The sequence below is a fragment of the Ensifer adhaerens genome, from assembly GCF_002007205.1.
In the GTDB taxonomy this organism is placed as follows: domain Bacteria; phylum Pseudomonadota; class Alphaproteobacteria; order Rhizobiales; family Rhizobiaceae; genus Ensifer; species Ensifer adhaerens_D.
In genome coordinates this window covers 339774-366356 of sequence record NZ_LAZS01000008.1, presented here as the reverse complement: position 1 = coordinate 366356, position 26583 = coordinate 339774, and the positions used below count along the sequence as shown (strand labels likewise).

The 26583-nt window shown below is 64.0% G+C and carries 26 protein-coding genes; 13 read left to right on the top strand and 13 right to left on the bottom strand.

Features of this window, described 5'->3' with window-relative positions:
* Positions 1-7: 7 nt before the first annotated feature.
* Together XB14_RS19980 and XB14_RS19975 are read right to left on the bottom strand one after the other, a co-directional pair.
* A complete protein-coding gene (locus XB14_RS19980; RefSeq protein WP_077963337.1) occupies positions 8-907 on the bottom strand; it encodes an ABC transporter permease in 900 nt (299 codons plus the stop codon).
* 1 nt (position 908) lies between these two features.
* On the bottom strand, positions 909-2003 hold the full coding sequence (locus tag XB14_RS19975; RefSeq protein ID WP_077963336.1) for an ABC transporter ATP-binding protein: 1095 nt from the start codon (positions 2001-2003) through the stop codon (positions 909-911).
* Positions 2004-2167: 164 nt separating this feature from the next.
* On the opposite strand from XB14_RS19975, the gene XB14_RS19970 reads away from it, so the two are divergent.
* Both XB14_RS19970 and XB14_RS19965 read left to right on the top strand, forming a co-directional pair.
* Complete coding sequence (locus tag XB14_RS19970) at positions 2168-3247, top strand: polyamine ABC transporter substrate-binding protein (RefSeq protein ID WP_234804089.1); 1080 nt, start codon at positions 2168-2170, stop codon at positions 3245-3247.
* Between the two features lie 74 nt (positions 3248-3321).
* Entirely contained in the window at positions 3322-4179 is an 858-nt protein-coding gene (locus XB14_RS19965) for a MurR/RpiR family transcriptional regulator (protein WP_077963335.1), read from the top strand.
* Positions 4180-4195: 16 nt separating this feature from the next.
* Here the strand turns inward: XB14_RS19965 and XB14_RS19960 are convergent, their stop codons facing one another.
* Genes XB14_RS19960 through XB14_RS19935 form a run of 6 tightly spaced genes read right to left on the bottom strand, consistent with a single transcriptional unit; the run spans position 4196 to position 10857 of the window.
* A complete protein-coding gene (locus tag XB14_RS19960) occupies positions 4196-5494 on the bottom strand; it encodes an amidohydrolase family protein (protein WP_077963334.1) in 1299 nt (432 codons plus the stop codon).
* 45 nt (positions 5495-5539) lie between these two features.
* The gene (locus XB14_RS19955) at positions 5540-6499 is read right to left on the bottom strand and encodes a GlxA family transcriptional regulator (RefSeq protein WP_077963333.1); all 960 of its coding nucleotides are present in this window, start codon (positions 6497-6499) and stop codon (positions 5540-5542) included.
* A complete protein-coding gene (locus XB14_RS19950) occupies positions 6499-7689 on the bottom strand; it encodes an SLAC1 anion channel family protein (RefSeq protein WP_234804088.1) in 1191 nt (396 codons plus the stop codon). The genes XB14_RS19955 and XB14_RS19950 overlap by 1 nt, the downstream gene beginning before the upstream one ends.
* Positions 7690-7702: 13 nt before the next feature.
* Entirely contained in the window at positions 7703-8464 is a 762-nt protein-coding gene (locus tag XB14_RS19945; RefSeq protein WP_077963331.1) for a sulfite exporter TauE/SafE family protein, read from the bottom strand.
* 28 nt (positions 8465-8492) lie between these two features.
* A complete protein-coding gene (locus XB14_RS19940) occupies positions 8493-9368 on the bottom strand; it encodes an MBL fold metallo-hydrolase (RefSeq protein ID WP_077963330.1) in 876 nt (291 codons plus the stop codon).
* On the bottom strand, positions 9361-10857 hold the full coding sequence (locus XB14_RS19935) for an aminotransferase class V-fold PLP-dependent enzyme (protein WP_077963329.1): 1497 nt from the start codon (positions 10855-10857) through the stop codon (positions 9361-9363). The genes XB14_RS19940 and XB14_RS19935 overlap by 8 nt, the downstream gene beginning before the upstream one ends.
* Before the next feature lie 100 nt (positions 10858-10957).
* Here XB14_RS19935 and XB14_RS19930 point away from each other — a divergent pair, with 100 nt between their 5' ends.
* Complete coding sequence (locus XB14_RS19930; RefSeq protein WP_077963328.1) at positions 10958-11440, top strand: Lrp/AsnC family transcriptional regulator; 483 nt, start codon at positions 10958-10960, stop codon at positions 11438-11440.
* A 30-nt stretch (positions 11441-11470) separates the two neighbouring features.
* Here XB14_RS19930 and XB14_RS19925 read toward each other — a convergent pair whose 3' ends face one another.
* A complete protein-coding gene (locus XB14_RS19925; protein WP_077963327.1) occupies positions 11471-12163 on the bottom strand; it encodes an RraA family protein in 693 nt (230 codons plus the stop codon).
* An 8-nt stretch (positions 12164-12171) separates the two neighbouring features.
* On the bottom strand, positions 12172-13362 hold the full coding sequence (gene uxuA, locus XB14_RS19920; RefSeq protein ID WP_077963326.1) for a mannonate dehydratase: 1191 nt from the start codon (positions 13360-13362) through the stop codon (positions 12172-12174).
* Positions 13363-13563: 201 nt separating this feature from the next.
* Here uxuA and XB14_RS19915 point away from each other — a divergent pair, with 201 nt between their 5' ends.
* From XB14_RS19915 to XB14_RS19870, 10 genes are all read left to right on the top strand, one after another.
* Positions 13564-14307 (top strand): FadR/GntR family transcriptional regulator, encoded by a 744-nt coding sequence (locus XB14_RS19915; RefSeq protein ID WP_077963325.1) that lies wholly within the window; start codon positions 13564-13566, stop codon positions 14305-14307.
* Between the two features lie 111 nt (positions 14308-14418).
* A complete protein-coding gene (locus XB14_RS19910) occupies positions 14419-15378 on the top strand; it encodes a substrate-binding domain-containing protein (protein WP_077963324.1) in 960 nt (319 codons plus the stop codon).
* Positions 15379-15448: 70 nt separating this feature from the next.
* Positions 15449-16993, top strand: coding sequence for a sugar ABC transporter ATP-binding protein (locus XB14_RS19905; RefSeq protein ID WP_077963323.1), 1545 nt, complete (start codon positions 15449-15451; stop codon positions 16991-16993).
* The gene (locus tag XB14_RS19900) at positions 16990-17982 is read left to right on the top strand and encodes an ABC transporter permease (RefSeq protein WP_034787896.1); all 993 of its coding nucleotides are present in this window, start codon (positions 16990-16992) and stop codon (positions 17980-17982) included. The genes XB14_RS19905 and XB14_RS19900 overlap by 4 nt, the downstream gene beginning before the upstream one ends.
* Positions 17983-18090: 108 nt before the next feature.
* Complete coding sequence (locus XB14_RS19895) at positions 18091-18876, top strand: SDR family NAD(P)-dependent oxidoreductase (RefSeq protein ID WP_077963322.1); 786 nt, start codon at positions 18091-18093, stop codon at positions 18874-18876.
* A gap of 19 nt (positions 18877-18895) precedes the next feature.
* On the top strand, positions 18896-20008 hold the full coding sequence (locus XB14_RS19890; protein ID WP_077963321.1) for a mannonate dehydratase: 1113 nt from the start codon (positions 18896-18898) through the stop codon (positions 20006-20008).
* Positions 20009-20017: 9 nt separating this feature from the next.
* The gene (locus XB14_RS19885) at positions 20018-20911 is read left to right on the top strand and encodes an SMP-30/gluconolactonase/LRE family protein (RefSeq protein ID WP_077963320.1); all 894 of its coding nucleotides are present in this window, start codon (positions 20018-20020) and stop codon (positions 20909-20911) included.
* Positions 20908-21930 (top strand): hypothetical protein, encoded by a 1023-nt coding sequence (locus tag XB14_RS19880; protein WP_077963319.1) that lies wholly within the window; start codon positions 20908-20910, stop codon positions 21928-21930. The genes XB14_RS19885 and XB14_RS19880 overlap by 4 nt, the downstream gene beginning before the upstream one ends.
* A gap of 42 nt (positions 21931-21972) precedes the next feature.
* A complete protein-coding gene (locus XB14_RS19875) occupies positions 21973-22815 on the top strand; it encodes a fumarylacetoacetate hydrolase family protein (protein WP_077963318.1) in 843 nt (280 codons plus the stop codon).
* A gap of 20 nt (positions 22816-22835) precedes the next feature.
* Positions 22836-23585 carry an SDR family oxidoreductase gene (locus tag XB14_RS19870; protein WP_077963515.1) on the top strand — a complete coding sequence of 250 codons (750 nt, stop codon included), beginning with the start codon at positions 22836-22838 and terminating at the stop codon, positions 23583-23585.
* A 170-nt stretch (positions 23586-23755) separates the two neighbouring features.
* Here XB14_RS19870 and leuB read toward each other — a convergent pair whose 3' ends face one another.
* Genes leuB through XB14_RS19855 form a run of 3 tightly spaced genes read right to left on the bottom strand, consistent with a single transcriptional unit; the run spans position 23756 to position 26579 of the window.
* Complete coding sequence (gene leuB / locus XB14_RS19865) at positions 23756-24865, bottom strand: 3-isopropylmalate dehydrogenase (protein WP_077963317.1); 1110 nt, start codon at positions 24863-24865, stop codon at positions 23756-23758.
* Between the two features lie 26 nt (positions 24866-24891).
* The gene (locus XB14_RS19860; protein WP_077963316.1) at positions 24892-25191 is read right to left on the bottom strand and encodes a hypothetical protein; all 300 of its coding nucleotides are present in this window, start codon (positions 25189-25191) and stop codon (positions 24892-24894) included.
* A complete protein-coding gene (locus XB14_RS19855) occupies positions 25191-26579 on the bottom strand; it encodes an amidase (protein ID WP_077963315.1) in 1389 nt (462 codons plus the stop codon). The genes XB14_RS19860 and XB14_RS19855 overlap by 1 nt, the downstream gene beginning before the upstream one ends.
* Positions 26580-26583: the final 4 nt, after the last annotated feature.

Genomic DNA, 26583 nt, shown 5'->3' with positions numbered 1-26583 from the left:
GATGACCTCACCGTGCCAGCGCTGCGGTGGCGCTGCGCCGTCCGGAAAGCACCACATGGGCGACCATCATGATCAGCATGACGCTCATTACCATCATCGCAAGTGCTGCGCCGAAGGGCCAGTTGCGGGCGGCGAGGAACTGCTGCTCGATCAGGTTGCCGAACATCATCACCTTGGCGCCGCCAAGCACGGCCGGCACGACGAAATTGCCGAGTGCCGGGATGAAGACGATGACAGCACCTCCGGCAATGCCAGGAGCCGTCAGCGGCAGGATGACGCGCCAGAAGGTGCGCACAGGACCGGCGCCGAGATCGAGCGAGGCGCGCACCAGCGTCCAGTCGAGTTTCTCGACGCTGGCATAGACGGGCATGAACATGAAGGGGATGAACACATAGGTCATGCCGAGGATGATCGCGCCCTTGGTGTAGATGAGGTCGAGCGGCCGTTCGATCAGCCCTGACGACAAAAGCACCTCGTTGACGAGGCCGGTCTGGCGCAGGATCAGCACCCAGACGAAGAGCCGCACGATCAGGCTGGTGAAGAAGGGCAGCGTGATCAGGAACAGGCAGAAATTCTTCCAACGCTCGGAAAGCCGGGCGATGCAGAAGGCCGCGGGATAGCAGACAAGAAGGGTCGCAAGCACCGTGAGCGCCGCGATCTCGATCGAATTGAGGAAGATCGCAATGTAGATCGGATCGAAATCCTCGAACATCGGATCGGCGAAGCCGAGGATGCGGCCGAAATTGTGCGGATAGAAGGTCCACTCCACCCCGCCGTAGAGACCGGGCGCAAGAAAGCTGGTCACGATCATGATCGCGAGCGGGCCAAGGAAGAAGATGGCGAGGAAGGCCGAGACGGGCCCGAGCAGGAGCGCAAGCTGGAAGCGGCGACGGCTGGCGATCGACATCTTACACGCCCTCCATGTTCGAGCCGATCAGGTGCACGGCTGCCGGATCATAGGCAAGCCGCGCCTTGCGGGTTTGCTCCATCGTGCCGACGAGACTGCGGCGGTTCGCCGGCAGCTCCGCCACGACCTTGCGGCCCTCGGCGGTGCGGCCGAACAGTTCGAAGGTGGAGCCGACGAAGACGATCTGGTCGAGATCGACGTCGATCGTCGGGAAGGGGGCGTTGTCCTCGGCGAGGAAGAACTGCTCCGGGCGGATCAGCGCCGTCGCCCGCGTCGAGATCTTGCGGTCGCAGGGCTGGTGGCGGATCGCCATGCCGTCCGCCGTCATCAGCCGGTCGCCGTCGAGCCTGCCCTCAAACAGGTTGCTGGCGCCGATGAAGGTGGCGACAAAGGTGTTGACCGGGTGGTCGTAGATGGCGCGCGGCGTGTCGAGTTGCTGGATGCGCCCGCCGGACAGCACCGCGACGCGATCCGACATCGTCAGCGCTTCCTGCTGGTCGTGGGTGACGAAGATGAAGGAGATGCCGAGCTCGTTCTGCAGCGTCTTCAGCTCGATCTGCATCGCCTGGCGCAGGTTCTTGTCGAGCGCCGACAGCGGTTCGTCGAGCAAAAGCAGCTTCGGCCGGGCGATGATGGCGCGGGCGAGCGCCACGCGCTGCTGCTGGCCGCCGGAAAGCTGGCGCGGGCGGCGCGCTTCCATGCCTTCGAGCCCGACCATCTTCAGGGCGGATGCGACTTTTTCCCGGCGCTGCGGCTTGGCAACGCCCGCAACCTCCAGCGAATAGGCGACGTTTTCGCCTACCGTCATATGCGGGAATAGCGCGTAGTTCTGGAAGACGGTGTTGACGGGGCGGCGATAGGGCGGCCGGTCGGTCATGTCCTCGCCGTCGATCAGGATCGAACCGCTGTCCAGTTCGACGAAGCCGCTGATCGCCTGAAGCAGCGTGGTCTTGCCGCAACCGGAAGGGCCGAGCAAGGTCAGGAATTCGTTGCGGCGGACGTCGAGGTCGATCCTGTCGAGAGCGATCACGCTGCCGCCTTCCGGAGTGGTGAAGGCCTTGCTCGCCTCCACCAGCCGGACGATGGAATTCTGCATACTTCTGTTCCCCAAAATGTTATGCAAATAACGCTTGTGCGTTTTCGATATATGGATACCATTTGCCCATCGGAGTCAACGGCCGCCAAGAAGCCGAGATCCGGAAGCGGCCGGCAAGGGTCGCAGAGGGCCGTCCGGCCACAAGCCATCAGAGGAGAACATCAATGACAAATACCAACGGGGTCACGCGACGAGGCAGAAAGCGCTTCGCTACCCGTGCGCGCACCGTGGCACTTTCGCTGACAACGCTTTTCACCCTGTTCGGGACAGCCGGAGCGGCCGAACTCAACATCTACAACTGGGGCGAATACATCAATCCGGCGGTGCTGAAGAAGTTCGAGGAGGAGACCCAGATCAAGGTCAACCTCTCCACCTATTCGTCGAACGAGGAAATGCTGGCGAAGATCCAGGGCGGCGCCACGGGCTACGACATCGTCTTCCCGTCGGTGCACATGCAGGACATCATGTCCAAGCTAGACCTGCTCGAAAAGACCGACATCAACGCCTATGAGGGCTTCAAGAACATCGACCCGACCTTCCTTCGCGCCAAGAGCGACCCGAAGGGCGAGTATTGCTTGCCCTACGCCTTCGGCTCTGTTGGCATCCTCTATAACCGCAAACTGCTCGGCAAGGACGTGACCGGCTGGCGCGATCTGATCGAGACGGTGAAGGCGAAAGGCCTGAAGTTCACCCTGCTCGACGACATGCGCGAGGTGCTTTCGGTCGGCCTGATCCTCAACGGCCACAAGGTCAATTCCACCGACCCGGCCGAATTGCAGCAGGCGGCCGACACGATCATCGCCATGAAGCCGGACGTTGCTGCCTTTACCTACGACACCCGCCCGATGGTCGCCGCCGGCGACGTGGCGGCAGGCCATTTCTTCGTCGGCTCGATGGTCGACGTCTTCGCCAATCCCAAGGATCTCGGCTACGTCATCCCGGAGGAAGGCGCGACGATGTACCAGGAGGACATCTGCGTGCTGAAGACCGCGCCGAACAAGGATAACGCCATCAAGTTCCTGCAGTTCTATACGCGTCCCGAAGTGGCGGCGCTCAACATCGAGCAGCAGACGAACGGCACGGCCAACGTGCCGGCGCGGCAATTGACCCCCGAGCAGATCAAGAATAGCAAGGAAATCAACCCGCCGCCGGAAACCATGCAGAAGCTGCAGATCTTCGAAGATCTCGGCCCCGGCGTGCGCCAGCTCGACCGGGTCTGGACGAAGGTGAAGACGGCGCAATAATCATGCGATGCGATGGAGCGGGATGGCGGCGGGGCTTGCTGCTTTCCCGCTCCGATCATGCAATGGGAGGGGACGTGGCACAGCGCATCCTGAAGCTGCTGCGCAGCGACGAGCTCAGACGCTCGAAATCGGACAAGCTCATCGCCAACTATATCGAGCGCAATCTCGCCGATATCCCATTCGAGACGGCGCGCTCGATCGCGACCCGTCTCGAAATCTCGCCGATGACGGTCGGGCGCTATCTCCGGCGCATGGGTTTCGACGGTCTCGACGAGCTGAAGCACGCGCTGAGACGCGACGGTTCCAACAATCCCGCCTGGCAGGTCAAGGGCTCGGTCGGCCGGCTGCGGGAGGATAACCGCGAGGGCAAGCTGCTCGCCGGCCTGATCCAGCAGCAGGTCGACAATCTCGGCATGATCTACGAGCTGACGACCGCGCCGGAATGGCAGCAGGCGATCGACGCGCTGATCTCCGCCAGCGAAGTCTACGTCGCCGCCTACCAGAACGTTCGCGGCATCGCGCAATATTTCGCCAGCCAGCTTTCCTATACCCGGCCGCGGGTGCAGTTCGTCGACGGTCTCAACGGGACCTATGCAGAGCTGCTCGACGGTTCCGTCGAGGGGCGGGTGCTGTTCCTGCATGACGTGCGCCGCTTCGCCGCGAAGGCACGGCCCTTGGCTGAAGAAGCGCGCCGGGCCGGCGTCAAGGTCATTCTCTTCACCGACGAGTTCTGCCCTTGGGCGCCGGAGGTCTCCGACATCTGCCTCGTCGTACCCGGTTCGCACGGCCCGCTCTGGGATGGGGCGGCAACGACGGTTGCGGTCATGGACCTGCTGCTCAGCAACATCATCGTTGTCCTCGGCGACGATGTCGGCGAGCGCGTCGCCCAACTTACTCGGCTACAGAACGTCTTCGGCGACTTCGAGGACTGAAATCGAAGTCCGACGCTCAGGGCGCCGGCGTCTGAGGGACGTAATCCAGCCCGATGTCGATCGAGGCCGGCCGCCCGTCGAGGAAGAGCTCACCGATGCGTGGCGCTGTCCTGGCGATGATCTTGCCGGCCTTGATGACGAACAACCGGTTCGGTTTCAGCCGCAGGGCTTCGCTGACATCGGAGGCCTGCAGCAACACGAGGTCGGCCTTGCAGCCAATGTCGAGCCCGTAGCCTTCAAGTCCCATGGTTTTCGCCGAATTCACGGTGATCGCGTCGAAGATCTTCCGCTTGTCCTCGATGCCGCCCATCTGCGTCACATGGATGGCCATGTGGGCGACCTCAAGCATGTCGCCCGATCCCATCGAGTACCAGGGATCCATCACGCAGTCGTGGCCGAAGGAGACGTTGAGGCCTGCCGCCATCAGCTCCCTGACGCGCGTCATACCGCGCCGCTTCGGATAGGTGTCATGGCGCCCCTGCAGCATGATGTTGATCAGCGGATTGGGAATGACGTTGATCTCGGCTTCCGCCATCAGCGGGATGAGCTTGGAGACGTAGTAGTTGTCCATCGAGTGCATCGAGGTCAGGTGCGATCCGGCAACGCGCCCCTGAAGCCCGAAGCGAACCGTTTCAGCCGCCAAGGTCTCGATGTGGCGCGACAGCGGATCGTCGGTCTCGTCGCAATGCATGTCGACCGGCAGGCCACGCTCGGCGGCGATGCGGCAGAGTGCTTCGACGGAGCGGGTGCCGTCTTCCATTGTGCGTTCGAAATGCGGGATGCCGCCGACGATATCGACGCCCATGTCGAGAGCGCGGTTCAGTGACGCCACGCCGTCGGCCGCGCGAAAATAGCCGTCCTGCGGGAAGGCGACGAGTTGCAGGTCGATATAGGGCGCGACCTTCTCCTTGACCTCCAGAAGCGCCTCGGCGGTAACGAGCCGCGGGTCGGATGTGTCCACGTGGCTGCGGATGGCAAGCAGCCCCTGGCTGACGGCGAGGTCGCAGTACCGCAGCGCCCGCTCGACCAGCGCTTCCCTGGTCAGGGACGGGCGCAACTCGCCCCAGAGCGCAATACCCTCGAGCAGCGTGCCGGAGACGTTCATCCGTGGAAGTCCGAGCGACAGCGTCGCGTCCATGTGGAAATGTGGGTCGCAGAAGGGCGGGCTGAGCAACCGCCCGGTGGCGTCGATTTCCTCGCCGCCTGCCGCAGCGATCGCCGGCTCGATCGCGGCAATCCTTCCGCTCCTGACGCCAACATCGACGCCATGCCGTCCGTCAGGAAGATTGGCGTTGCGGATGATCAGGTCGAACATGCTGGTTTTCTCCGGTGGCGGTAGCGGCGCGGCCTTGAGCGAGGCTTAGGAGCCGAAGCTCTTTCGATAGGCCGCCGGCGACGTGCCGAATCGACGAACGAAGGAACGACGGAAGGCGATATCGTCATGGAAGCCGATATCGGTGGCAATCTTTTTGAGCGGGATGCTGGTGTCTTCGGCGAGCCTGCGTCCGGCTTCGAGGCGCATGCTCTCCACATAACCGGCCGGCGTCATGCCGACATCCTGCTTGAACTGTCTCGAGAAATTCCGCTCGCTCATGCCAATGCGCCTGGCCATCGCCGCGACGCTGAGGTCGGCGGCGAGGTTGTCGGCGATGAAATCCTGGACGGCACGGATCGGCGTCTTCTGCGCAAGCTGCCCGGCAAGCAGAGTGCTGAACTGGGTCTGGCCACCGGGTCGCTTAAGGAAGACGACCAGCTCGCGCGCGACCTTGAGGGCGATATCGAGGCCAAGATCCTTCTCGACGATGGCAAGGGCGAGGTCGATGCCAGCCGTGACCCCGGCCGAGGTCCAGACATTGCCGTCCTTGGTGAAAATGCGGTTGGGCTCAAGCTTCACGTCGGGGAAGCGCTTGGCGAATTCCGCCGCTTGCGACCAATGCGTCGTCGCGCGTTTGCCGTTCAGCAAGCCAGCTTCGCCGAGGACGAAGGCGCCGGAACAGACCGATCCGAAGCGGCCGGCGCGGGCCGAAACTTCCGTGACCCATTCAAGGAGCGCGGTCGAAAGCGGCCGTTCCTGGATGAGTGGATCGCCGGCAACGAGCAGGGTATTCACATCGGAGATCCCCTGCTCGATCGAGCGGTCCGGAACGAGGGCGAGGCCGGAGGACCCCCGCACAGGGGTACCGGACGTGCTGATGACCTCGACCGCGTAATAGTCGGTGCCACTTTGTCGATTGGCCTCGGCGAACACGTCGGAAGGGCCGACGACGTCGAGAAGCTGCACCCCCTGCATCGCAACGATCGCAACCTTATGAACGGCCATTAGCGTACCTCGAATAACCTGCCGGTCACAACGATGCTGACGGTGCGATAGAAGACGACCGCGATGGCTCCGGTGAGCAACAGGAAGAACAGACCGGCCAGCCCCGTGAAGATAGCGCTGTCGATGAACGCGGCATACCGGAAGAAGGCGATCGACAGGGCGGCAAGCGGGAAGCTTATGGCCCACCAGGCGATACTGAAGGGAATATGCGAGCGGAATACCATCGGCGAGAGGACCAGCATCAGAAACAGCGCGAAGTAGAACAGTACCGTGGCGAAGAGATCGACTGAGCCCGTAACATTGGTATAGGCGAGGAAGCCAACGGCGAAGGGCGCGACCAGAACCATCAGTGACGGCCGAGCCAGCGGCGGGAGCGGGTCCTCATGCCGCAGCCGCGAGAAGATGAGCGCGACGAAAACCGCGGCGATGACGCTGCCGACCGAGAAGGCGAACATGTTGACCTCATGCGCCCAGGCGTGGCCGGTGACTGCGATATCCAGGGTCGCAACACCCGGAATGAGAAGCGGCGGCAGGGTGGTTTCGCGTGACTGCTGCCGGCCGAGAAAACCCCTGGCAACGACGTAGGCGAGCGCAAACGTCAGCGCCGACGCGGCGATCCAGACGGTTTGCGACAGGAGCGCGCTATAGCGGCCCAGAAAGGCCGACTGCAACAGCAGTCCGATAGCGACGGTCGCAAAAAAGTTGCTTTGAACGGGATGGGCAAATTCCGCGGCGACCGAGGTCGGATGGCGGTGCCACTTGATGGCGTAGCCGAGGGCGAGGCTGACAAAGATCAAGCTGGCGAGAAAGCCAATGTACTCGCCGGGGATTGCCGGCATGCCAATCGCCTTGGCCGCTTCACGCCATGCCAGGCTCAGGCCGGTGATGCCCATTACCGAGCCAAACAGGTTGATGGGAAGCTGCGAGATCGAACGCGTGGCAGAAGGGGTGCAGTTCGAAATGTCGATGGTTTGAACGGTCATCGGCTTGCTCCTGTCCGAAAAAGTAGTGACAGGATTAAAACACGCAACACCCTTCGTCTTAAATGGTGTCGATAGTACGATATCGGACAGCCATCGCACGTACTCGGCCAGAGGACCTGGATGCGCTCGGTAGCCCATTCCGAACGCCGGCTCACGGATCCTTCGCGTTCCTTGGCCATCCTCGGGGCCAAGGGGCGCGATCGCCATGCGGATCCGGCCGCTATGGCGCTATGTAGCTGCGCCAGAGAACATAGAGGCTCACGGAAAAGATGATGGCGCGGAAAATCTGCGTCAACGCATCGCGATGACTGGAAAGCCGGGTGGAAACCATGGTGCCGACGATGCCGCCTGCAATGCCGCCGGCGATGAAGTAACCGGCGATGCGCCAGTCCACCAGCCCCGAGGCTGCGTAATTGATCGCCGTCGTCAGGCCGAAGGTGCCGACGGCGAGAAGGGATGTGCCGACCGCGTTGATCAGAGGCATGCCGGTTGCAAGCAGCAGGCCGGGAACGATGAGGAAGCCGCCGCCGATGCCGAAGAAACCGGAACAGGTACCGGTCACAAGCGCTGTCAGTCCGGTCTTGCCGTGCGTTCCGATCGAAAGCGACTGCGGCGTCGCCGCCGTGTCGCACTTCACCTTTTTCATGGCGAAGCTGACGAACATCATCACGAGGCCGAACAGGAACAGCAGGCGTTGGCCGTCGACCAGCTTGCCGAGACTGGAGCCGAAAAAGGCCCCGAGCGAACCGGCGACCGTGAAGATCAGGGCGCAGCGCCACCAGAGATGACCGCGAAGCGCATGGCTGATCAGGTTGAGATAGGCGTTGGCCGACACCGCGAGCGCGCCGGTTCCGAGCGCCGTGTGCACGTCGCGAATGCCGACCACATAGATCAGAAGCGGCGTCGCCAGGATCGAACCGCCCCCGCCGATCAGCCCGAGCGTGAAGCCGGTGAGCGAACCGGAGCCGATCGCGAGCAACATCTGCTGGAATGGGTCCGCCACGATGCCGTTACCCCCAGACCGAGCCGGGAAGAGCGTCGAGCGGGATCTTCAGATAGCGTTTGCCGTTGTCTTCGACGGGCGGAAGTTCGCCGCCGCGCACATTCACCTGCAGCGCATGCAGGATGAGCTTCGGCATTGGCAGGGTGCGGTCGCGCGCCTCGCGCAGATTGACATAGTCCGTCTCGGTTTTCCCGGCGACGTGCGGGTTCGTGGCTTTCTGTTCGGCGACGGTGCTTTCCCAGCGCGCCTCGCGGCCGCCCTGGCAATAGTCGTGGCCGGTGAAGAGGCGCGTCTCGTCCGGCAGCGCCAGGATTGCCTGGATAGAACGCCAGAGGTCGACGGCACTGCCGCCCGGAAAATCGGCGCGGGCCGAGCCGCTGTCGGGCATGAACATCGTGTCGTGGATGAAGGCGGCGTCGCCGATCACGTAGGAGATCGAGGCGAGCGTATGTCCGGGCGAATGGATCACGCGGGCCTTGAGTTCGCCGATCCGGAACGTCTCACCGTCAGCAAAAAGCCGGTCCCATTGCGAGCCGTCGCAGGCAAAATCCGGCCAGTTGTAGATTGCCTTCCAGATCCGCTGAACGCCCTTCACATGCTCGCCGATCGCGGTCGGCGCGCCGGTTTTCGCCTTCAGGTATCGCGCCGCCGAGAAGTGGTCGGCGTGGGGGTGGGTGTCGAGGATCCACTCGACGGTCAGACCCTTGGCCGCGATATGATCGAGGATCGCATCGGCATTGCGGGTGGCGGTCGAGCCCGATTTCTCGTCGAAATCGAGCACCGGGTCGATAATGGCGCACTTGCCCGTCGCCGGGTCCGCGACGACATATTGGATGCTGCCGGTGCGGGCGTCGTAAAAGCCGGTCACATCGGGCTTATGCATAGGCGCGCGCCTCTTCGGCCGTCGCCCGCGGGAAGAAGATGGCGCGGGTCGGATCGAAATCGTAGTCGGCTTCGTAATCCGGCGCGTCCGCCGCCAGTTGGGCGACGCAGTCGAGGATGAACTTCACTTTCTCGTCCGAGAGCAGGACGCTGAAGTTCAGCCGCGTGAAGCCCGGCTTCTCGATTTCTTCGCCGGCAAGGATGGCCTGGCGGATCTCTTCCGAGTGGGCCGCGTCGATCGACAGCAACCGGTGAACGTAGGGTCCGGCGCAGGCGCAGCCGCCGCGCGCCTGGATGCCGAAGCGGTCGCTCAGCATGCGGGTGACGAGCTGCTGGTGGACATAGCCGCCCTTGCCGTTCCTGATGCGGAACGAGAAGATCGGCAACCGATCCGGTTCCTGAAGGCCGAGCAGTTCCAGTTGCGGCACGGCTTTCCAAGCGTCAAACGCCTGCCGGGCCATGGCGCGGTTGCGCCGTTCCATCTCCCCAAGCCCGATCGCGTGCTTGACGATGAAGGCCAGTGCAGCGCGGATGTCGCCGACGACATTCGGCGTTCCCGCTTCTTCCCGGGCCTCGAGGTTGCCGCTGTAGTCGTGGGCATCCGGCGAGACGAACTTCACCGTGCCGCCGCCCGGCCAGGTCGGCTTGTCGGTCGTGACACTGTCGCGGCGAACGATCAGGATGCCGGAAGCACCCGGGCCACCGATGAACTTGTGCGGCGAGACGACGATGGCGTCGATTTCCGCGCCCGTTGTCGGCGTCATCGCAATCGCCACATAAGGGCCGGCGCCGGCATAGTCCCAGATCATCTTCGCGCCGGCTGCCTTGACCATCCGGGTGATCTCGGCCACGTCGCTGGTGATCCCGGTGATGTTCGAGCCGGCAGAGAGCGCGCAGACCGTCAGGTCTCGCAAACCGCCGCCGAGTGCTTCCTTCAGCAGGGCCAGATCCGGGCCGCCCGCCGGGCATTCGGCGATCTCGACGATCTCCGCGCCGCTCTCGCGCCAGGGCAGGATGTTGGAATGGTGCTCGTAGGGGCCGATGATGACGCGGACGGTTTGGCCGGCAGCAACCGCGTCGGTAACGCCGAGCAGCTTGACCAGGCGGTTGATGCCGGAGGTCGCGCCGGAGCCGGTGAAGATCACCGCGTGGTCGCTGGTGGCGCCGCAGAATTCGCCGATCATGGCCCGCGCTTCCCGCCGCATCCGGGTCATGAAGCCTCCGCAATAGGAGGCTTCCGTATGGCTGTTGGCGTAATAGGGCAGGACCTCTTCGAGCACGAAATCTTCGACCACCCGCAATGCGCGGCCGGAGGCGACATAGTCGGCATAGACCAGCGCCTTCATGCCGTAGGGTCCGGCGATCCGCGCTTTCGCTCCGACCAGATCGTCGCGAAGGTCGGCGACGAGACCCGGGCGGTTCAGGGACTGGCGAAACCGGGCGAGCGGCGAGAGCGCCTCGCAGGGCTGGTGGACGGCGGGCACGATCATCGCGCTTACTCCTCGGAGCGGACATTGACAGCAATTGTAATCCCGTCCAGGGTCGGAAACTTCACCTATCTTCTGCGGTTTCACCGAGGAATTGTGTCAAATGGTCGAATCTTCGTTCAAAATCGATGCGTTCGATCTGAACATTCTTACCGCATTGCAAAAAGATTCGTCGCTGTCGCAACGCGATCTGGCCGAGAAGGTAGGCCTGTCGCAAAACGCCTGCTGGCGCCGCCTCCAGCGCCTGCAGTCGATCGGGGTGATCCGGGGCTCGCACGCGGACATCGATCTCGATGTTCTAGGGTTGGATCTCACCGTGTTCGTGATGATCCGCACCCGCCATCACTCCAAGGAATGGAGCGATGGTTTCCGGCAACATGTCGAGCGGCTGCCGGAGGTGATCGATTTCTATCGCATCGGGGGAGACTGGGACTACCTGATCAAGGTGGTGACCCGCGGCATGCGTGGCTACGATGGCTTCTATCAGAAGCTCATCACCAACTTCGATCTGGCGACCGTCACCGGCTTCTTCTCGATGGAGGCGATCATCAACAGTCGCCCCGTGGATCTGAGCCGGTTGAAGTGAGGCGCCGGGCCCCGGCGCCTCGTCCTGTCGTCACATGACGCCGAAACGCTCGAAGGCCTCGACGGTGCTCATGCCGGCCTCGATCGCCAGGCGCACCTTGTTTTCGGTCTCGGCCTTTTCCAGCGCCAGCGCGATCGCTTCGGTTTCCGCCTCGCGCGGTATGACGAGCACGCCGTCGCGGTCGCCGAAGAGGATGTCGCCCGGCCGGATGCGGATGCCGCCGATCTCGATCGGGATACCGTAGTCGACGACCTTGCCGCGCGGGCCTTGGTCCTGCGCATAGGATCCGTAGCAGAAGGTCGGGAAATCGAGCGCGAGAATGCCGGCGCTGTCGCGGCAATAGCCGTCGCAGATCGCACCCGCTGCCTTCAATTTCATTGCCCGCGTCGACATCAGTTCGCCCCAGACCGCATAGCGCGGCGAGGAGCCGGAGCAGACATAGATCTCGTTTTCCTTCAGACTGTCGAGCGCATGGAACATCAGGCCGAAGGGCTTGGCGCTGAATTCCGAATGGCCGCCAGCCTCCGCCGTCGCGAAGAAGTCGGCCTCCAGCACCGGCATGGCCCGGCCGACGGCGACCATGTCGTCGCGCAGGGCCTTGATTTGCGGCGGCAGGAACTGGTGCTGCAGGCCCATCGTGTCGAGAATGTCGCCGACCACGGCCGTGAACAGCCGGCTGCGCATGGCGGCAAACAGTTCGGTATCGTCTTCAAAATGTTTCATTTCTTCCCTCAAGCCTTGTGCGCCATGGCAGTTGCGATGCCCTGCATGACGCCTCTGATTTCTGCGAGACCCTTCAGCCGACCGATCAGCGAGTAGCCGGGATTGATACGTTCCTTGCCGATGTCGTCGGCGAGCAGGTGGCCGTGATCCGGCCGAAGCGGGATCTGCCAGTCCGTGCGACCTTCGCGGACGCGGCGCTCCTGCTCCTGCATCAGCGCGAAGATCACTGCCGGCATGTCGGTCGATCCGCCGAGATGGTCGGCCTCGTAGAAGGAGCCGTCCTCCTCGCGCTGGACGTTGCGCAGATGGGCGAAGTGAATGCGCGGCCCGAATTCGTGCACCATGGCCGGCAGATCGTTGTCGGCGCGGGTGCCATAGGAGCCGGTGCAGAAGGTGATGCCGTTGGACGGGCTGTCGACGGCGGCGAGGATGCGCCGGACGTCGGCCGGCGTCGAGACGATCCGCGGCAGGCCATAGAGAGAAAAGGCTGGATCATCCGGGTGGATGCAGAGCCGGATACCGACCTCCTCAGCGACCGGCACGATCTCCTTGAGGAAACGCGCCAGGTTGGCATGCAGGGCGTCAGCGGTGACGCCGTCATATTCGGCGAGCGCCGTCAGAAAGCTCGACCGGTTGAACTGGCGCTCGGTTGCCGGCAGTCCGGCAATGAGGTTGCGCTCGATCCGGTCGATTTTCGCCTGGTCCATCTCGTCGGAACGCTGGCGGGCGGCGGCGATCTGCTGCGTTGAATAGCTATCCTCCACATGCGGACGCTGTAGCACGAAAAGGTCGTAGGCGGCAAAGTCGACTGCATCGAACCGCAGTGCAAAGCCGCCGTTCGCCAAAGGCTGCATCAGCTCCGTGCGGGTCCAGTCGACCACCGGCATGAAATTGTAGCAGACGATGCTGATGCCCGAACGTGCCAGCGCGCGTAGCGTGTCCTTGTACCAGCCGATGTAGCGGTCGCTTTCCGAGGTCGCGAGCTTGATCGAATTGTGCACGGGAATGCTCTCGACGACGCTCCAGCGCAGGCCGGCCGCCTCGATCAGCGCCTTCTGCGCCAGGATAGCCTCATCGGACCACGGCGAGCCGTCGTAGATGTGGTGCAGCGCCGAGACGATCCCGGTGGCGCCCGCCTGGCGGATGTGGCTGAGCGGCACCGGATCGTTCGGCCCATACCAGCGAAAGCACTCTTCCATCAGTCTCATGTAGAACTCCTACCCGCTTCGGTCGCCTATTGTTGGACCACGCCGAGCAATAATGTCCCATTGGTCCAACAATTCAAGCCTAGAAACAGTCATTTTGGGTGAAAATCATGAGGAGAGCCGAAATTTAGAGATTTACGCTTGACTGTTCCCGCGATCTGGACCAACAAATAAAACATGACAGGGAGGATGGCGGTGAGCAGTTCGGTACGGGAAGAGGCATTGTCGGGCGTGGAGGCCGTGGAGCCGGGAAAGACCTCCGCCGTCGACCGGCTCGTCGAGCAGATCCGCGACATGATTTCCGAGCGCGGCCTTGGCGTCGGCGACGCGCTGCCGACCGAGCGCGATCTCGGCGAGCAGTTCCAGGCCGGCCGCAACACCGTGCGCGAGGCACTGCAGGTGCTGCGCGCCTACGGCATGGTCGAGACCCGGCCGAAAGTCGGTGCCGTCATCAGTGGCGGCCACGGCGAGGCGATCCGCCGGCTCTTTGCCTTCCACAACGGCATTTCGCCGGACTCCTTCCATGATCTGCAGGGCTTCCGCCGCATCATCGAGACCGGTGTCGGCGAGCACATCATCCTGACGGCAAGCGATGCCGATTTCGACCGGCTCGATGCGATCAATTCCAGGATCCTTGAGGCCGAGAGCGTCGAGGCAGCCGCACAGTGCGACTATGAGTTCCATTCGGCGATCGTCGAACTCTCGGGCAACCGCACGACGCTTGCCGCCTATCACATGCTGCGTTCGGTGATCGAGGAGGTCATGCGGCTCGGCAAGGCCGAACGTCCGGTGCACGCGGCGACCTTCGAAGCGCATGCCGAGATCATCCGGGCGCTGAGGGCGCGCGATCGCATCGCCTATGTCTACCTGATGAGCCGTCATCTGGAGTTCGGCATCCGCTTCGTCGATGCCGTGCCGGGCAGCTCGCAGCCACGATAAACATTTGGAGATTGGGTCCGAACCGCGCTTCACGCGGTGCGGGCAGCCATTTGCCGGATTTTCGCCCGTTGGTCCGGCGGCACGAACAGGGCACTTGGGAGGAGAACCAATATGAGCAACATGAAACGTCTGGCGCTTGCCGCACTTCTTGCCACCGTCAGCTTTGCGCCGGGCGCGGCCTTTGCCGGCGGCAAGGCGATCGCTGGCATCGTCTTCCAGCAGGACCAGTATTTCCGCGGCATCCAGATCGGCATGGAGAAGGCTGCGGAAGCTGCCGGCGACGAGCTTCTGGCCGGCAACAGCGACAGCAAGCTGGAGAAGGAAGCGCAGCTGATCGACACCTACATCGCGCGCGGCGTGAATTCGATCGTCGTCGCGCCGCTTTCGGCGGATGCCTCGGTGCCAGCGCTGAAGAAAGCGCGTGACGCCGGCATCACCGTCGTCACCTATGGCACTTCGGCCAATGGCGATGTCGCCCAGGCGACGGTGACAAGCTCGGACCGCGATATCGGCATCGGCACCGGCAAGGCCGCGACCGACTTCCTGAAGACGCTCGGCAACGGCGGCAAGGTCAAGATCGGTACGCTCGCCTTCAAGGCGCTGCTGCCCGAGCAGTCGAACGCCCGTGTCGATGGTTTCCTGAGCGTCGTCAACGATCAGGTCGACATCGTCGCCCAGCAGGACGCCTGGCTTGCCGAGAAGGCGCTTGCGGTCGCAAGCGACATGCTGACCGCCAATCCCGATATCCAGGTGATCTATGCCGCCAACGAGGGCGGCACGATCGGTGCGGTCCAGGCCGTGAAAAAGGCAGGCCTCGAAGGCAAGGTCTTCGTCTTCGGCACGGATGGTTCCGAGCAGCTCGCCAACATGCTACTCAATTCCGACAACGTGCTGCAGGCAACGACGGCGCAGCAGCCGCTCGAGGTCGGCAAGCAGGCGATCGAAGCGGCGCAGAACCTGCTCGACGGCAAGAAGGTCGAGACCAAGGTCAATGTGCCGGTGCTGCCTCTGACGCGCGCCGATACACAGGCGGTTGCTGCCTACAAGGAAGGCCTGAAGGCTCTGAAATAAGGGCCTGGACGTGAGCCGGGCGGCGGAATCCCCGCCGCTCCTTCGCAGCAGCCGACAGCAGGAAATCCGCATGAGTAATCCGCAACCAAGGTCAGCCGCGTTGCAAGGGGTGCAGGGACGGCTGGACTTTCGGGCCGTAACCAAGCGTTACGGCCCGACTGTCGCCCTCTCCGAATTCACCCACAGTTTTGCGCCGGGCCAGGTGCATGCCCTGATGGGCAAGAACGGCTCGGGCAAGTCGACGCTCGTCAAGCTGCTCGCCGGCGTCACCGAGCCGACATCGGGCACGATCACTGTCAACGGCGAGGACCGCCACTTCACCTCGCCGCACGATGCCTTTGCCGCCGGCATCGTCACCGTGCACCAGGAGCTTTCGCTGGTGCCGGAACTTTCGGTCGGCGAGAACATCTTTCTTGGTCGGCTGCCGCATCGGCGCCGTGCCGGCTTCAGCGTCGTCGACTGGGCGGGCCTGCACCGCCGCGCCGGCGAGTTGCTGGCCGATATGGGGCTCGCGATCGATTCCCGCCAGCCGGTCTCGGCCCTCAGCGTCGGCCAGCAGCAGGTGGTGGAAATCGTCAAGGCGATGTCCTTCAACCCGTCGATCCTGCTCTTGGACGAGCCGACCTCGGCGCTTGCGTCGCGCGAGGTCAAGCAGCTCTTCGCGTTGATCGAGCGGCTGCGCGCCCGTGGCGTCACGATGATCTACATTACCCACCGGATGAGCGAGCTCTTCAAGATCGCCGACACCTGCACGGTGATCCGCGACGGCCATTACATCGGCGCGGTCGAGATGAGGGAGACCACGCCTTCGGCGATCGTCGGCATGATGTTCGGCGATGCCGCGCGCGCGACGCGGCCGCCGCGGCGCACGCTCGACCGGACAAAGCCGGTTCTCGAAGTGCGCGACCTCAGCCGGTCGGGGCATTTCCACAATGTCTCCTTCGATCTCTATCCCGGCGAAATCCTCGGCATTGCCGGCCTGCTCGGCGCCGGGCGCACGGAACTGATGCGGGCGATCTTCGGCGCCGACCGGATCGACGGCGGCTCGGTCGTGTTTGACGGCCGCGACATGACCGGTGCCAGCCCGCGCGAGATGCGCAAGGCGGGCCTCGGCTACACGCCGGAAAACCGCAAGGAAGTCGGCCTCGTGCAGTCGCTTTCGACGGCCGACAATCTCTGCATGGCGAGCCTGGGGCCGATCTCCAACAGGGGCTTCATCTCGCGCCGGCGCGAGCAGCCGTTCGTCCGCCGTCAGATCGCCGATCTGCACATCAAGTGCGGCGATCCGGAATTGCCGGTGTCGTCGCTGTCCGGCGGCAACCAGCAGAAGGTGGTGATCGGCAAGTGGCTGAACCGACAGCCCACGGTGATGTTCTTCGATGAACCGAGCCGCGGCGTCGACGTCCAGGCCAAGCGCCAGATCTTCGACATCATCTGGCAGCAGGCCGCCGATGGCCTTGCCAGCCTCTTCGTCTCGACGGAACTCGAGGAGGTGCTGGAAGTCGCCGACCGCATTCTCGTCATGCATCACGGCGCCGTTGTCGCCGAAGTGGATCCGACGAAAATCGACCTGACCGAACTTTACGGCCTGTGCATGGAAGGGGCCAAGCAATGACACTTGTGAGCCAAACCACGGAAACAGGCGGGCAGAACACGCCGCTCAAGTTCCTGAAAACCTATCCGATGGAGATCATTCTCGCCGCACTGGTGATCTTCCTGATCTTCGTCGCACCGGGCTTCGCCTCGACCAGCAACGTCTTGAATGTGCTGCGCACCGTCTCGATGCTCGGCATCATCGCCTTCGGCATGACGGCTGTCATCATCAGCGGCGAGATCGATCTCTCGGTCGGCGCCGGTGCCGCGCTCGCCGGCTGCATCGTTGCCTGGTTCGCCGACCGTTTCACCGACACGTTCGGTGACTGGGGCGCGGTCACCGTCGGTTTTGCGGTGGCACTTCTGCTCGGCTTCTCGCTCGGCTATCTCACCGGCCGTTTCCGGCAGTGGTTCAACGTGCCGACCTTCATCACCACGCTGGCGCTTTTCGCGGCACTTCGCGGTGTCGCCAATTTGATCACCGGCGGCTTCCCGATGTCGTCCTTCCCGCTCGGCTTCGATTTCCTCGGTGGCGGCTATCTCTTCGGCATCCCGTTCCCGGTCTACATCTTCGCGCTCACCTTTGCCGCCATGCACTTTCTGATGAAGTACACCAGCTTCGGCCGCGAGGTTTATGCGGTCGGCGGCAACATGGAAGCGGCGCGCCTTTCGGGCATCGACATCTGGAAGGTGAAGGCGCTGACCTTGGGGCTGACGGGTGCGCTGACCGCCGTCTCCGGCACGCTGATCGCCTCGCAGATCGGCGCCGGCACCGGGACGACGGCGACCGGCATGGAACTCGACGTGATCGCGGCCGTCATCATCGGCGGTACCTCGCTCTTCGGCGGCAAGGGCCGCATCTGGGGCACGCTGATCGGGGTGCTCTTCCTTGGCTGCATCTCCAACGGCATGACGCTGATGAATGTCAGCGAATATTGGCAATACGTCGTGCGCGGCGGGATCATCCTCGGCGCCGTGCTCCTGAACCAGGTTCTGGAACGGGTGCGCTGAGACCGGCGCGGGGTGTCCGCATCCCGCTCCCCCTTATGACCAACGATCACGCTTATGATCTCGGGTCGACGCCGGCCCGGATCATCGCGATCCATCGCGGAGACAATCATGACTGAATTCAAGGGAAAGATCGCGCTGGTCACCGGCACGTCCGGGATCGGGCTTGCCTCGGCGATCCGGCTCGCCTCGTCAGGCGCGACCGTGCTTGCCTGTGGCAACGACGTCGCCACCAACGAGGTCTTCGACCGCATAGCCAAAGAGCGCGACCTGCCGATGTCGACCCGGCTCGCAGATGTCTCGGTGGAGGCGGAGGTGGAGGCGGCAGTGCGCGAGGCGGTGCTGCGCCATGGCGGGCTCGACATCGTCGTCAATGCCGCGGCCGTCCATCCCTATGGCACGGTTGTCGACACCAGCGCCGAAACCTTTGCGCGTTGCCTGTCGGTCAATGTCGGATCGATCTATCTGACGGGGCGCTTCGGCATACCGGAAATGGCGAAGCGCGGCGGCGGAGCGATTGTCAACATCTCGTCGGTACAGGGCCACGCCTGCCAGCAGAACGTCGCGGCTTACGTTGCCTCCAAGGGGGCGATCCATGCGCTGACCCGCGCCATGGCGCTCGATCACGCGGCGGCGAAGGTCCGGGTCAATTCGGTCAGCCCCGGCTCGGTGCGCACGCCGCTGCTATCGCTTGCGGCGCGCACCTATGGCGGCGAGGGCGTCAGCGAGGCGGAAGCCTTCGCCCGCTTCGGTGCCGCGCACCCGATCGGCCGCATCGGTGAACCCGAGGAGGTGGCAGAACTCGTTGCCTATCTCGCCTCCGACCGCGCCGCCTTCGTCACCGGCTCGGATTTCCGCATCGACGGCGGCCTCACCGCCGGCATCGGCGTCAAATAATCAGACAGGAAGAGAACAGATGAAGATCGGCCTTGGGCTCTACCGGGAACAGCTCACCCCGGATAATTTTCAGTTTGCGCAGCAGGCGGGTGCGACCCATGTCGTCGCGCATTTGACCAATTACTTCGCCGGCAAGGATCCGAAGATCGACAGCGGCGATCAGGGCGGCTGGGGCGATTGCTCCGGTGATCGGCTCTGGACTTATGAAGAATTGTCGGCGCTGGTGAAGGACGTGTGCACCGGCGGCCTGGAGATAGCGGCGATCGAGAACTTCTCGCCGCGCTTCTGGCACGACGTGCTGCTCGACGGGCCAGAGCGGGCGCAGCAGATCGAGGGGCTGAAGCAGCTCATCCGCGACGCCGGCCGCGCCGGCATCCCTTGCATCGGCTATAACTTCTCGCTCGCTGGCGTCTATGGCTGGACCCGCGGTCCCTATGCCCGTGGTGGCGCAGAGTCCGTAGGGTTCGGCGTCGAGAACAGCATCGCGCCGAGCCCGGATGCGCCGATCCCAGACGGTATGATCTGGAACATGCGCTATCGCCGCGGCGTCGCCGGCGCTTCCTCCGTCTCCGTCAGCTCGGCGGAGCTCTGGGACCGGCTCGGCCACTTCCTGAAGGAGGTCGTGCCGGTTGCCGAAGAGGCGGGCGTGGTGCTCGGCGCCCATCCGGACGATCCGCCGGCCGAGGAACTGCGCGGCACGGCCCGGCTCGTCAACCGTCCAGAGAAATACGACCGGCTGATGGCGATCGTCGACTCGCCCTCGAACGGCCTGGAACTCTGCCTCGGCTCGCTGCAGGAGATGCCGGGCGGCGACATCTACGAGCACGTCCGCCGCTTCGCCCGTTCGGGCCGCATCGGCTACATCCACTTCCGCAACGTGCGCGGAAAGATGCCGCGTTATGTCGAGACCTTCGTCGATGAGGGCGACATCGACATGGCCGAGATCATCCGCATCCTGCGCGACGAGAACTATCAGGGCGTGATGATCCCGGACCATACGCCGGCCATGACCTGTGGCGCCTCCTGGCACGCCGGCAAGGCATTCGCACTCGGCTACATGAAGGCGCTCGTGCAGAATGCTGAAGCCCTTGGTCCGTCGCGATCGATCCCGACGAGCATGGCGGCGGAATAGGAGGCGGAAATGGTCCGTGATCTTGTCTGTGTCGCGCCCGTTGGCGACCGTTGCGGCGAAGGTGCCGTCTGGTCGGCGGACGAGGCTGCGGTCTACTGGACTGACATCAACCGCTTTCTGATCCACCGCTATGACGAGGCGACGTGCGCGGTCAGGACGTGGCTCTTCGACGAGCCGGTGGTGGCGATCTCGCTGACCCGTGAAGATGGGCGTCTGCTCATCGCTCTCGGCTCGAAGCTCATATGGTGGTGGCCCGAAACCGACCGGCGGCAGGATCACGGCTTCGTCCTGCCCGGTTCGCCGCGTGTTCGGCTGAATGACGGTCGCGCCGATCCCCTCGGAAACTTCTGGGTCGGCTCGATGAAGAACAACGTCCTGCCCGATGGTCAGCTCGGCGACGTTGCGCCGGGCGAGGGCATCCTCTATCGCATCGCGCCCGATGGCGCCGCCACCGAATGGCGGCATGGACTTGGGATTTCCAACACGCTCTGCTGGAGCCCGGATCGAAGCACCTTCTACTTCGGCGATACGCTGGCAAACGAGATTTACGCCTTCGACTATGATCCGGAGGCAGGAGCGATCTCCGGCGAACGGCATTTCTTTACCGGCTTCGACCGCGGCTCGCCTGACGGCTCGGCGATCGACAGCGAGGGCTTCCTCTGGAACTGCCGCTATGGCGGGCGGTGCATTGCCCGCCTTGCGCCCGATGGCAGTCTTGCCGAGGTGATCGAGATGCCGGTCAGCAACATCACCACTTGCACCTTCGGCGGCGTCGACCTGAAGACGCTCTACATCACCACGGCCGGCGGCGGACCGGCCGAGCGCCTTGCCGGCAGCCTTTATGCCATGCGGGTAGACATCGCCGGTCTTCCGGAAAATCGCTATGGGATGGTGACAAGGTGAGCGCGCAGACGACACGACGCGCGTTGGCCTGGGCGCATGGGTGCCTTTCGGTGCAGTCGCTCGGCGGCATGCTCGGCCCGGTGCTGTTCCTGCTGCCGGACGGGCGCCAGGTGAGCCCCTTGCAGGTGGCGCCCTGGGGCAACGATCCCGAGCGCGAGACATTGCCGGAAATCCTGCGGGAGCTTCGCGGCGAATGGCCGTGCGTGCCTTTCGGCAGCGACGCGGATCGTACATTGCCCGTGGGATGGTCCGCGCGTGGCGAGAGTTTTGACGGCGCCGGCGTGCCGCATGGCCATAGTTCCAACGCCCATTGGGCGTGGGGCGCCTGCGACGACGGTCAGATCACCATGGGATGCCGGTATCCGGAGAACCATCCGATCCGGTTGCTGCGGCGGCGGATCGCGCCGGATCCAAGTGCGACCGCAATCGACATCACGCTGGAAATCGAGGCTCGGCGTCCGTGCCGCCTGCCGATCGGTCTGCATCCGACGTTTCGGCTGCCGAGCCGCCCCGGTTCGGTCACGATCGAACCGGGAGCCTATGATCACGTCTGGAGTTTTCCCGGCGATGTCGAGCCGGGCGCGGCTCTGTTTGCGCCCGATCGGCAATGGTCATCACTCGGCAAGGTCGAGACGCGCGAAGGTGCCATGCTCGATGCGTCGCAGGTGCCGCTTGTCGAGGAGACCGAGGACCTGCTGCAGCTCTCGGGTATGGACGGCAGCCTGGCGCTCCACTATCGCGATGAAGGTTTTCGCGCGCGGCTTAGCTGGCAAAAGGAACATTTTCCGAGCCTTTTGCTCTGGTACAGCAACCGCGGTCGCAAGGCCTACCCCTGGAATGGGCGGCACGTGGCGCTCGGTGTCGAGCCGATCGCGTCCGCCTTCGATATTGGACCGGCGCTCTCCACGGGCGACAATCCCATTGCGGCATCGGGCGTTGCAACGGCAATTGCCTTCGAACCCGATCAGGCCTTCACCACCCGCTATCGGCTTTCCGTCGAAGCCGCCCCGATCGGCTGAGCCGTCGCTCGCTGAGACATATCCAACTGAAAGGCCAAGAGAATGAAATTGCTGCGTCTTACCGTTGATGGCTCCGCCGTGCCCTGCATCCTTGATGGCGAGGGCAAGGCGCGAGACGTGACTTCGCTCGTCCAGGATTTCATGGCGGAGACCTTGCCTCAAGTCGTCGCGACGCTGTCTGGAGCCGATCTCGCGGCCCTGCCCGTGGTGCCGGTCATCGATGCGGACATACTGCCGCCGGTCGCAAGGCCCGGCACGATCTGGTGCGTCGGCCTCAATTATTCCGACCACGCGGAAGAAGCGGGTCTGCCGGTGCCGGCTGAGCCGATCCTCTTCAACAAGGCGGCCGGCACCTATTGCGGGCCGAACGCGCCGCTTCTTTATTCCGAAAAAATGTCGAAGCTCGACTGGGAGGTGGAACTCGGCATCGTCATCGGCAAGCGCGCCCTGAACCTGTCGCGCGCCAACGCGATGGAACACGTGTTCGGCTATACGGTTGTCAACGATGTCTCCGAACGCGCATGGCAGATGGAGCGCGGCGGGCAGTGGGTGAAGGGCAAGAGCTTCCCGAATTTCTGCCCGACGGGCCCCTGGCTCGTGACGAAAGACGAGGTGCCGGACCCGCAGGCGCTGTCGATGTGGCTCGACGTCAACGGCGAGCGCATGCAGGCGGGCACGACCGCCCGCATGATCTTCGATGTCGCGACCATAGTCTCCTACATGAGCGAGTTTTGCGTGCTTGAGCCGGGCGATCTCATCTGCACCGGCACCCCGCCCGGCGTCGGCATGGGCAAGAAGCCGCCGCGCTACCTCAAGCCCGGCGATACGGTCGAGCTCGGCATCGATGGGCTCGGCCGCCAGCGCCAGGTCGTTCAGACCCTCTAGACATGCAGAAGGGTCTCACCATGAAGGAAAAGACGGGACGTTTGGCCGGGCGCATTGCCGTGGTCACGGCTGCCGGCCAAGGCATCGGCCGCGCGGTCGCCGAACGACTGATGGCTGAAGGCGCCGAGGTCCACGCCAGCGACATCAATGCCGAGCTGCTCGCCACGCTCGAAGGGGCTACAACGACGCTGCTCGATGCGACGGATCATGTGGCGGTCGGTGCCTATTTCGACGCCTTCGCGCGGGTCGATATCCTCGTGCACGCGGTCGGCTACGTGCATCAAGGCACGATCGAGGAATGCTCGCCCGAAGACTGGCGGCGCTCGGTGAACATCACGCTCGACAGTGCCTATAACGTCATTGCCGGCGTGATCCCGAAGATGAAGGCAGGTGGCGGCAGCATCATCACCATCGGATCGGTCGCCTCGTCGATCAAGGGCTTTCCGCGGCGCGTAGCCTACGGCGCCGCCAAGGGTGGTGTCATCGGCCTCACCAAGGCGGTCGCAGCGGATTACGTCTCCCAGGGTATTCGCTGCAATTCGGTCTGCCCCGGAACTGTCGCGTCGCCATCCTTGGAAGAGCGCATTGGCGAACTTGGCGAAAAGCTTGGAAGCCGGGACGAAGCGTACAGGTCCTTCATCAGCCGCCAGCCGGCCGGGCGCTTCGGTACGGTCGAAGAAGTCGCCGCCATCTGCGCCTTACTTGCTTCCGACGAGGCGGCCTTCATTACTGGCCAGGCAATCAACATCGACGGCGGCATCACGATCTAACGCACGCGGCCGTCGTGGCTGGCGGCACAACAGCATCGGAGACGACCGCTGCTCAACCCGGAAGGTTTCGATGAGGCCGTAAACGGAAACCCCTCCGGATGCGCTCCGGAGGGGTTTGTTTCAGTGCCGTCTGTCGGCGGCAGGTCACGCCTTCAGGTGGCGATTGTCGCTTACGCCGACAGCGCCTTGAACTCGGCGAGGATGGCGTCGCCCATCTCCGTCGTTCCGACCTTCCTGGCGCCTTCGGCCATGATGTCGCCGGTGCGGATGCCCTGGTCGAGCACGGCGGCGATCGCCTTTTCGAGATTGTCGGCGTCCTTCACCAGGTTGAAGGAGTAACGCAGGCACATGGCAAAGGAGGCGATCATGGCGATCGGGTTGGCAATACCCTTGCCGGCGATATCCGGCGCCGAGCCATGCACCGGCTCGTAGAGCGCCTTGCGCTTGCCGGTGACACCGTCCGGCGCACCGAGCGAGGCCGACGGCAACATGCCGAGCGAACCGGTGAGCATCGCCGCCACGTCCGACAGCATGTCGCCGAACAGGTTGTCGGTGACGATGACGTCGAACTGCTTGGGCTGGCGCACCAGCTGCATGCCGCCGGCATCGGCCAGCATGTGCTCGAGCTGGACGTCGGAATACTTTGCCTTGTGCGTCTCGGTCACCACCTGGTTCCACAACACGCCCGACTTCATGACATTGCGCTTCTCCATCGAGCAGACGCGGTTGTTGCGGGTGCGGGCGAGCTCGAAGGCGACGCCTGAGATGCGTTCGATCTCGTAGGTGTCGTAGACCTGGGTGTCGATGCCGCGCTTCTGGCCGTTGCCGAGATCGATGATCTCCTTCGGTTCGCCGAAATAGACGCCACCGGTCAGTTCGCGCACGATCAGGATGTCCAGGCCTTCGACCAGTTCGGGCTTGAGCGACGAGGCGGCGGCCAGCGCCGGGTAGCAGATCGCCGGGCGCAGATTGGCGAAGAGCTCGAGATCCTTGCGCAGGCGCAGCAGGCCCGCTTCCGGGCGCACCTCGTAGGGCACCGCATCCCACTTCGGACCGCCGACGGCGCCGAACAGCACCGCGTCGGCGGCGAGCGCCTTTGCCATGTCCGCTTCCGAAATCGCCTGGCCATGGGCATCATAGGCCGAACCGCCGACCAGGCCCTCGTCGGTCACGAAGCCGGCTGAAAGCTCGGCGTTCATGTAGGCGATGATCTTGCGGACTTCCGCCATGGCTTCCGGGCCGATGCCGTCGCCGGGCAGGATGAAAAGCTTGCGGGCCATTGTCGGCACTCCTGTGGTTTTTCAGTCTAATTCTGAAGCGGCGTCGCCGCGTGGGTGTTGTTGAGAGCTATCTGGTTCTCAGGCGGCGCCATGCTCGCGCCCGGCAGCGGCCGAGCGCCCTCGATTTGCGCGATGCGCTCCCTGAGCGTATTGGCGACGGCGTGCGAGGCCGAGGACACGGCGATTTCGAGGTTCGCCTTGCCGCCGTCCACCTCGATGGCGAGCTTCGAGACGTTGACGCCAAGCCGGCGAACGATATCGAGCAGCCGGGAGACGATGTTCTCGAGATCACCGCTCTCGATGGTGTAGCGCATCGTGTCGCTCATTATGCCACCTTCGGCCAAGGCCGCTGCTCGGGGCGCATGGTTTCGTATGCGCGCGCCAGGCGAAGCACGCCGATGTCGTCGAACTGTTGGCCGATGATCTGCAGGCCGATCGGCAGGCCGCCCGCGGTATAGCCGCAGTTGATCGAGACCGCCGGCTGTCCGCCCATGTTGACGGCGACTGTGAAGGCGATGTGTTCGAAGGGCTTCTGCGGGTCGTTGACCGGCGAGGCCCATTCGGCGGGATAGGAGGCTGTCGGCGCGGTCGGCGAGAGGATGAAATCATAGCCCGCGAGAGCGGCGTGCAGCGCGTTGCGCATGGCGTCGATCTGGGCGAAGCCGGTATAGACCTCGCGGCCGGAGAAATTCTCGGCCGTTTTGATCCAGTCGAAGATATAGGGCAGGATCTGCGCCTGCTTTTCCGGCGAAAGGCGCGACACGTCTTCCCAGCCGCGCGCCCGCCAGAAGCGGTCGAGACCGTCGATCATTTCGCGCGTCAGGAAGGGGCCGATCGGCTCGATGATCGCGCCGGCATCGGCAAAGAGCTGTGCCGCCTTCTTGACCGCCTGTTCCGTTTCTTGCGTGACCGACTGGCCGAAGCCGGCGTCGAGCCAGAGACCGATCTTCAGACCCTTGAGATCACGATCGAGATCGAGCCAGGGAATATCCGCATAGGGCAGGGCCATCGTGTCGCGGGCGTCGGGCTTGGAAAGCACCGACATGTAAAGCGCGGTGTCGGCAACCGTCCGAGTCATCGGCCCCGCGACGCGGCCGATGAAGGGCGGGTTGATCGGTACGCGTCCCGCCGATGGTTTCAGTCCGACGATACCGCACCAACCGGCTGGCAGGCGGACCGAACCGCCGATGTCGGTGCCAATGTGGAGCGGGCCGTAGCCGGCGGCGGCGGCCGCTCCGGCGCCGGCGCTCGATCCACCCGGATTGGCCGAGAGGTCCCACGGGTTGCGGGCAAGCTTGTGGAAGCTCGAAAGGCCTGAGGACAGCATGCCGTAGTCGGGCATGGTGGTCTTGGCGAGCAGAATGCCGCCCGCCTCGCGGGTGCGGGCTGCCGGCGGCGCGTCGGCGGCTGCAGGCGTCAGCGACACGGCAGCACAGCCGAGCGGCACGGCGGTGCCCTTCGTTGCGATGTTTTCCTTGATCGTCACCGGCACGCCGTCGATTGCGCCGAGCGGTTCACCCTTCGCCCAGCGCTCTTCCGATGCCTTGGCGGCCTTGCGCGCCTCGGCCGGGTCATAGGCCCAAAGCGCGTTCAGCTTTGGCTCGGAAGCGTCGATGCGGGCAATCACCGCTTCGGTGACCTCGACGGGGGAAAGCTTCTTTGAGCGGTAGGCGTCGACGAGATCGACGGCGGAGAGATCGGCGAGTTCGGACATGGGG

What these genes read in the sequence shown, in the direction of transcription:
- XB14_RS19980 (WP_077963337.1), bottom strand. Translation starts at nt 907, where the DNA reads ATGTCGATCGCCAGCCGTCGCCGCTTCCAGCTTGCGCTCCTGCTCGGG.
- XB14_RS19975 (WP_077963336.1), bottom strand. Translation starts at nt 2,003, where the DNA reads ATGCAGAATTCCATCGTCCGGCTGGTGGAGGCGAGCAAGGCCTTCACC.
- XB14_RS19970 (WP_234804089.1), top strand. Translation starts at nt 2,168, where the DNA reads ATGACAAATACCAACGGGGTCACGCGACGAGGCAGAAAGCGCTTCGCT.
- XB14_RS19960 (WP_077963334.1), bottom strand. Translation starts at nt 5,494, where the DNA reads ATGTTCGACCTGATCATCCGCAACGCCAATCTTCCTGACGGACGGCAT.
- XB14_RS19955 (WP_077963333.1), bottom strand. Translation starts at nt 6,499, where the DNA reads ATGGCCGTTCATAAGGTTGCGATCGTTGCGATGCAGGGGGTGCAGCTT.
- XB14_RS19950 (WP_234804088.1), bottom strand. Translation starts at nt 7,689, where the DNA reads ATGGCGATCGCGCCCCTTGGCCCCGAGGATGGCCAAGGAACGCGAAGG.
- XB14_RS19945 (WP_077963331.1), bottom strand. Translation starts at nt 8,464, where the DNA reads ATGTTGCTCGCGATCGGCTCCGGTTCGCTCACCGGCTTCACGCTCGGG.
- XB14_RS19940 (WP_077963330.1), bottom strand. Translation starts at nt 9,368, where the DNA reads ATGCATAAGCCCGATGTGACCGGCTTTTACGACGCCCGCACCGGCAGC.
- XB14_RS19935 (WP_077963329.1), bottom strand. Translation starts at nt 10,857, where the DNA reads ATGATCGTGCCCGCCGTCCACCAGCCCTGCGAGGCGCTCTCGCCGCTC.
- XB14_RS19930 (WP_077963328.1), top strand. Translation starts at nt 10,958, where the DNA reads ATGGTCGAATCTTCGTTCAAAATCGATGCGTTCGATCTGAACATTCTT.
- XB14_RS19925 (WP_077963327.1), bottom strand. Translation starts at nt 12,163, where the DNA reads ATGAAACATTTTGAAGACGATACCGAACTGTTTGCCGCCATGCGCAGC.
- uxuA (WP_077963326.1), bottom strand. Translation starts at nt 13,362, where the DNA reads ATGGAAGAGTGCTTTCGCTGGTATGGGCCGAACGATCCGGTGCCGCTC.
- XB14_RS19910 (WP_077963324.1), top strand. Translation starts at nt 14,419, where the DNA reads ATGAGCAACATGAAACGTCTGGCGCTTGCCGCACTTCTTGCCACCGTC.
- XB14_RS19905 (WP_077963323.1), top strand. Translation starts at nt 15,449, where the DNA reads ATGAGTAATCCGCAACCAAGGTCAGCCGCGTTGCAAGGGGTGCAGGGA.
- XB14_RS19900 (WP_034787896.1), top strand. Translation starts at nt 16,990, where the DNA reads ATGACACTTGTGAGCCAAACCACGGAAACAGGCGGGCAGAACACGCCG.
- XB14_RS19895 (WP_077963322.1), top strand. Translation starts at nt 18,091, where the DNA reads ATGACTGAATTCAAGGGAAAGATCGCGCTGGTCACCGGCACGTCCGGG.
- XB14_RS19890 (WP_077963321.1), top strand. Translation starts at nt 18,896, where the DNA reads ATGAAGATCGGCCTTGGGCTCTACCGGGAACAGCTCACCCCGGATAAT.
- XB14_RS19885 (WP_077963320.1), top strand. Translation starts at nt 20,018, where the DNA reads ATGGTCCGTGATCTTGTCTGTGTCGCGCCCGTTGGCGACCGTTGCGGC.
- XB14_RS19875 (WP_077963318.1), top strand. Translation starts at nt 21,973, where the DNA reads ATGAAATTGCTGCGTCTTACCGTTGATGGCTCCGCCGTGCCCTGCATC.
- XB14_RS19870 (WP_077963515.1), top strand. Translation starts at nt 22,836, where the DNA reads ATGAAGGAAAAGACGGGACGTTTGGCCGGGCGCATTGCCGTGGTCACG.
- leuB (WP_077963317.1), bottom strand. Translation starts at nt 24,865, where the DNA reads ATGGCCCGCAAGCTTTTCATCCTGCCCGGCGACGGCATCGGCCCGGAA.
- XB14_RS19860 (WP_077963316.1), bottom strand. Translation starts at nt 25,191, where the DNA reads ATGAGCGACACGATGCGCTACACCATCGAGAGCGGTGATCTCGAGAAC.
- XB14_RS19855 (WP_077963315.1), bottom strand. Translation starts at nt 26,579, where the DNA reads ATGTCCGAACTCGCCGATCTCTCCGCCGTCGATCTCGTCGACGCCTAC.